Origin of the sequence: Massilia mucilaginosa (assembly GCF_011682145.1) — a bacterium.
Classification (GTDB): Bacteria; Pseudomonadota; Gammaproteobacteria; order Burkholderiales; family Burkholderiaceae_D; genus Telluria_A; species Telluria_A mucilaginosa.
In genome coordinates this window covers 1-5,340 of record NZ_WHJH01000109.1, presented here as the reverse complement: position 1 = coordinate 5,340, position 5,340 = coordinate 1, and the positions used below count along the sequence as shown (strand labels likewise).

The following is a 5,340-nucleotide window of genomic DNA, read 5'->3' as shown; positions in this document are numbered from 1 at the left end:
GGAGCGGATCTTTCTTCGGGGGTAACAGAAATCAGCGGGGTTGATATTTGGAATGCAATCTTGTGCGTGCGCCATTTTATACGATATTGAACGGCCAACGCGAAAACCGGGTTAGTGATGACGACGGTTTCCTGTTCCAGATAGCGAAGGCTGCATGATCGGCAGTCGTTGACCCAGTTGCGCGTGACCTTGCCGCTTGCGATACCAGTCTGGCTGGCTGTGTTCCACCATCGCGTGATTGCGATCGATGAACTGGCGCATCACGGTGCCCGTGCCATTGCTGACCGTGGCCAGCTTGATGCTTGCATCGTGGTCGTACGAGACCAGCAGTTCAGGATTGGTGTCGATATCGGGCTCGGCCGGCTGCATGGAAATGCTGCGCAGGCGCGGGTAGCCGCGGTGGTCTTCAAACGTCGGCAGGTTGTTGCGACCGGCGCTGTCCTCGACCCGCTCAGGCAGGTAGCGCTAGTTGTGCACGATGCTGGCCCGGTTGCCGTTGGCAACGATCTGGCCCACCAGACGCAAGCGCTTTGCCAAGAGGTAGCGACAATTCTGCATTAATAGCTGTCCACTCGTTGAGATCAAGTTTTCGCAGCAACTCAAGCAACTTTTCAGTGCCATTGAAATGCATGACATCCCAAATTATGTCAGCATCAAATCCATTTTCCGGATCACCTTGCTCTAACAGGTCTCGGATTTCTTTTGAGTTTTTGCCTTGGTAATCGTCTATTTCCGGGTGCGGGCTAATAAGTTCCGCGTCCAACATTGCGCAAATAAGTAAGAGTACGCTTTCACGCCATTCCGAAGGCGTAGCGCCATATTGCCCGCCATACATGCTGGACAACATTGAACTCGGGGAATTGTCATCTAGCCCGAACACAACAATTTGACGTTGCACATCTTTATCGAACTTGATCATACGTGTACTCAGTGCAGTCAGAGAGAGTTGGAAATACTTAATTCGTTTCAATATATACTGCTTGTATGTTGTTATTTGGTATGATCCAGGTAGCGCCAGAGCTTGTTGAAAATCGAGCGTCATTATCTATAATTTCAACCCTTACAAATGGATTTGATTCTGTTGAGATTAGTATCCAATCTAAATAGCCGTCGGTTTTTTTGTAAAAAAAGCCACACGATCCATGAGATGCACCTTCGCCGCCGGCATAGGTTGATCCTGCAATATCGACGGAAAAATTTTTGAAGATGTAAGTTAAATCGGATGTGTCGACTATAACTTTATTATTAAATTCGATCTTATTCCCATTTATTTCAAATCCGATCAATTCGCAAGAATTTATCGCTATGCAATCAGCATAAAAGAATTCTTCCTGATCTATCAGTTTTTTAACATCCACAACGATTTATCCTATTTTCTGATATGCGTTTCTTGCCGTCTACTGTGGCGACTCGTGGATCGTGTACGGATAGGCTGGCTGGGATACCAACCTGCCGCTTCCTTTGCCACATTACCAATCTTCAGGAAAGATTACTATGCAGCTGGCTGGATGGGTTTACCGGCGAATGCTCGCTGTAGCACTTCCAGCATAATCAGTCGGTCGAGCGCGTCGCCATTTTCGTTTATCAGCTCGGCCACATGGCGGGGCATCGTCGTAGCGGTATTCCATCTTCGACCCGCTTTGGCAATTGGCGCTGGTTGTAGGAAATGGTGATCCGGTTGCCGTTGGCGTCGATCTGGCCAACCAGACGGGCGTGTCGAGCAGGGCGAACAGATCGCGCTCCCCTTTGTCGTCACCCAGTTCGAAGCAGCGCTCGTGCGTGCGCACCAAAGTAATTTTCTCGCACGGCGAGTACAGCGATTCGCCAATGTCCGGCAACGAGAAGGTGATCTCGCCTGGAAAGCATCGAAACGTTCACAAAGGCGACTTGGTACTGCCTAGTAGTGTTCAGCCCGTGTTAGTTTGTAGGCACTGACCCCGTGCATGCGTAATTGTCTAAAAATCAGTAAACAGGATTTTCTTCCCCGGATATATATCCTCCCCAACCGTGCAGATGAATTTCATCAACGGTAGCCCACGCTGCATTATCACCAAAAATTGAGTCCCCTAGCTCAAACACACCGAGATCCGGAGCCAATAGGTGAATCGCATTTTCAAGAGTGATATTGTCCGGGCTCGTCCAGATTGACTCACACTCATGACACGCAATTACAATTTTCTTCGAATTATTGAGACGCCGGAACCCCAAGATTCCGGCATTGCATACCGGGCATAATTTATCTAAATACAATATGGGTTTGGCTGCCCCCCATTTGCAAGCTTTTTGCCATACCGTGAAACGATCTGACATCAGGCCGTGGACCATATCTAGTACGTCAAAAATTTTATCTTCTACTGCTTCGGGCACAGCTTCATCTGCGGGTTTCGCTTGATTTATTCGCACGATGTCCATTAAGAAATGTGCTATCTGGGGCGCTCGTACACCCTTGTCCTTAAATGCACCTCGTTATACACAAGTGTTCAGTGCGCCAATTCCCCGTAGCGCGCGTATCGTCTCCACCGCCACGTGAACATCCTTCAGTCCGAGCCAGATCGTCTTGACGCCGGGCTCGCCATCGCTCTTGCGGGCGAGGAAACCGCCGATGCAGGCGATCTGGCGCAGAACGTCGTTCAGGCGCGGCTTCTCCGGCGGAGTCTTTTTGCGCAGCAGGTAGGCTGCTTGAATCTCGTCCGGGTCGAAGAACAGTCCCGCATCCAAGTCCGGACAGGTCCTGCCCAAGCGCATCAGGCGGGCGATGCGCCACGCCACCACCATGAACAGCGCCAAGGCCCGTTCAAGCTGCGTGATCGAGCCCAGTTGCAGCGCCTCGACGCGGCAGGCGTTCTTGAGCACGTCGAACAGCATTTCGATTTCCCAGCGCGCGCGGTACCAGTCGATCAGCTCGACGACCGCCTCGGGCGTGCCGGCCTCGCGGTTGGTCAGCAGGCGCCACTCGATTGGCTTGACGCCGTCCGGCGCGTCGATCTCGCGCGCGATCACGCACGTGGCGAGGACGCTCTTTCCTTTGCCCGCCGGCAGGGCGACCGTGCGTGCCCACAGTTGCTGGCGCACGGTGCGCGCCTTCACTCCATGCCGCGCGGCCATCGCGAACGTCAGCTCGCCGATCGGCGCGCCGGCACCCGTGTGCTGCCACAGCTTCTCGCCGTCGGGCAGGCAGCGGTTGTGCTTGGCGCGCACCAGCCAGTCGGCCGGCGTGGCCAGTTCCTGGGCGCGCAGCATCAGCGGTACCAGATCGGCCTCGCGGTCGGCCACATACACCAGCCGTGTGCCGGGCAACTGCGCCGCCATCTCCGCGATCCGCTCGTATCCCTCGATCCAGCGCAAACTCTCCTTAGGCCCGCCGCGCGCGCCGGATTTGTCCTTCTTTTCGCGTGCCCACATCCACGCGTCGATGATGCCCAGCGGCTCGCGCGCAGGCGTGACCGCGTAGGTCGGGTGCAGGTACATGCCGCGCTGGGCTTCGTAACTCAACGGGCCGAGGCCGAACGCGCCTTGGCCGTTGAAGTCCAGTTCGGTCGTGTCCTGCAGGCACAGCACAACCGGCAGCGCGGCCATGCGTTGCTGCGTCTGCTGCCAGTGCGGCGCAATGATCGCCTGCCAGTCGACGCTGTCGTTGTCGAAAAAGCGATACGCCGCCAACGTCTCGCTCCAGCTTTGGCACGCCTTCGGCACGCTCGCCGTCGGGTCAGCCGCAAATCGCTCCATCAAGATCCTCGCTCGTTTGTTCAGGCGCGCATCGCCCAGGTCGAGTTGTTCAAATTCCGTCTCGGTCCAAGGTGCAGGTGCTGTCGCCAATTCATCCACGCAAAAGACGAGAGTAAACCTGAAACGCGACAAGTTTACAAGAGGCGAGTTAAGTCATTGAATGTAAACAGGACTTCAGAACGGTCGGCACTGCGCGCAAGACTTGTGTATAACGAGGTGCCTTAAATGTTAGCAAAAGATCCCGAATATCCGATAGGGAACTATAACTGTATATATTTTTCAGTAACTCTTCGCACATTGATTGTGCTTCCACTGGTTTACTGCTCTTCATTAGCAAACTCCGCTCAAAAAAGGCCATCTTTGTTGCCTAGTCCCGATTTACCCCTAAATTGAGGGGGAAGTAACGATCGTGTATGCATTTTGATCTCATTTTCCTGGGAATAACGACCAAAGTCCGCGGGTTGATTCTATTGCTGCATTAAAATCGACCACTGGGCACCTCGAAAAACCGCCGCAGCCGTGGCATCATAGCGGCTCCACGTTGCTGACCTAATTTCATGATCAAGACGAGTCTGTTTGCCGACCAAGAGCGCGAAGCTAAGCTGAACAAGCTTGGTGATGCGCTCAAGGTGATGGAGCAGCATGTCGACTTCGTCGCGCTTGCCGATGCGGTTGACGAAGCGGCTCCACGTCCCGGCCGCGAACGCGGCGGGCGTCCTCCGTTCCCGACCGAACTGATGGTTCGGGTCCTGCTGATCCAGCAGTTGTTCAACCTGAGCGACGAACAAATGGAATTCCAGTTGCTCGACCGCCTGAGCTTCCAGCGCTTTGTCGGACTGCGTTCCAGTAGTCAGATACCGGACCGGACAACGATCCGGACGTTCAAGGAGCGCTTGCTCAAGGCCGGTGCCAGCGAGAGTATCTTTGACGCCGTCAAGCGCCAGCTTTCCAGGCATGGCTACATTGCGCGTGGCGGTCAGATGGTCGACGCGAGCATCGTGCAGGCGCCGAAGCAATCGATGAGCAAAGACGAAAAGGCGCTCGTTGGAGAAGGTTCCATGCCAATCGACTGGAAGCCTGCGAAGCGCCGGCAGAAAGACATGGATGCGCGCTGGACCAAGAAGCATGGCAAGTCCTACTTCGGCTACAAGGTATCGGCCAACGCAGACAAACGTTACAAGCTGGTACGCAAGATCAAGGTCAGCACGGCCAGCGAGCATGACACCCTTCATTTCGAGGCGGTGCTCGACCCCGCGAATACCAATCGCGATGTGCTGGCGGATAAGGGCTACGTAGATGGCGCACGCGAGGAGAGGCTGACGCAGCAGGGGTGGCGCATGCATATCCAGCGCAAAGGAAGCAAGGACAAGCCAATTTCGCAGGCCCAAAAGCGGCGCAATACGCGCATCGCCAAGACCCGCGCCCGGATCGAGCATGTATTTGCCGGCGTGGCCGAGATGGGCGGCAAGGGCCTGCGCACGATCGGGCTGGCGCGCGCCACGTTGCAGCTCAATTGGAAGGTCGCTGCTTACAATTTGCGGCGCCTGGTCTACTTGAAGGAGGCCAGGGTCGAGGCGTTCTGACGCCCGCAGTCCGTCCGGACTGCACAAAATG

The 5,340-nt window shown here is 55.0% G+C and carries 6 protein-coding genes; 1 reads left to right on the top strand and 5 read right to left on the bottom strand.

The genetic code is table 11. The features are described from left to right. Positions 1-111: 111 nt before the first annotated feature. The 5 genes from F2P45_RS33695 to F2P45_RS33675 form a co-directional block, all read right to left on the bottom strand. Positions 112-369, bottom strand: a complete 258-nt coding sequence (locus F2P45_RS33695) for a hypothetical protein (RefSeq protein ID WP_166882572.1) — start codon at positions 367-369, stop codon at positions 112-114. Between the two features lie 82 nt (positions 370-451). Further along, entirely contained in the window at positions 452-919 is a 468-nt protein-coding gene (locus F2P45_RS33690; protein WP_166882571.1) for a hypothetical protein, read from the bottom strand. Between the two features lie 37 nt (positions 920-956). Continuing rightward, complete coding sequence (locus F2P45_RS33685) at positions 957-1,358, bottom strand: hypothetical protein (protein WP_166882570.1); 402 nt, start codon at positions 1,356-1,358, stop codon at positions 957-959. Between the two features lie 604 nt (positions 1,359-1,962). Further along, a complete protein-coding gene (locus F2P45_RS33680; protein ID WP_166882569.1) occupies positions 1,963-2,412 on the bottom strand; it encodes a hypothetical protein in 450 nt (149 codons plus the stop codon). A 54-nt stretch (positions 2,413-2,466) separates the two neighbouring features. Beyond that, positions 2,467-3,816, bottom strand: coding sequence for an IS4 family transposase (locus tag F2P45_RS33675; protein ID WP_166882568.1), 1,350 nt, complete (start codon positions 3,814-3,816; stop codon positions 2,467-2,469). Positions 3,817-4,283: 467 nt separating this feature from the next. Between F2P45_RS33675 and F2P45_RS33670 the strand changes: the two genes are divergently transcribed. Beyond that, the gene (locus F2P45_RS33670; RefSeq protein ID WP_166882567.1) at positions 4,284-5,309 is read left to right on the top strand and encodes an IS5 family transposase; all 1,026 of its coding nucleotides are present in this window, start codon (positions 4,284-4,286) and stop codon (positions 5,307-5,309) included. Positions 5,310-5,340: the final 31 nt, after the last annotated feature.

Excerpts from the sequence above, each read along its gene's own strand:
- F2P45_RS33695 (WP_166882572.1), bottom strand. The coding sequence starts at position 369 with ATGCAGCCGGCCGAGCCCGATATCGACACCAATCCTGAACTGCTGGTC.
- F2P45_RS33690 (WP_166882571.1), bottom strand. The coding sequence starts at position 919 with ATGATCAAGTTCGATAAAGATGTGCAACGTCAAATTGTTGTGTTCGGG.
- F2P45_RS33680 (WP_166882569.1), bottom strand. The coding sequence starts at position 2,412 with ATGGACATCGTGCGAATAAATCAAGCGAAACCCGCAGATGAAGCTGTG.
- F2P45_RS33670 (WP_166882567.1), top strand. The coding sequence starts at position 4,284 with ATGATCAAGACGAGTCTGTTTGCCGACCAAGAGCGCGAAGCTAAGCTG.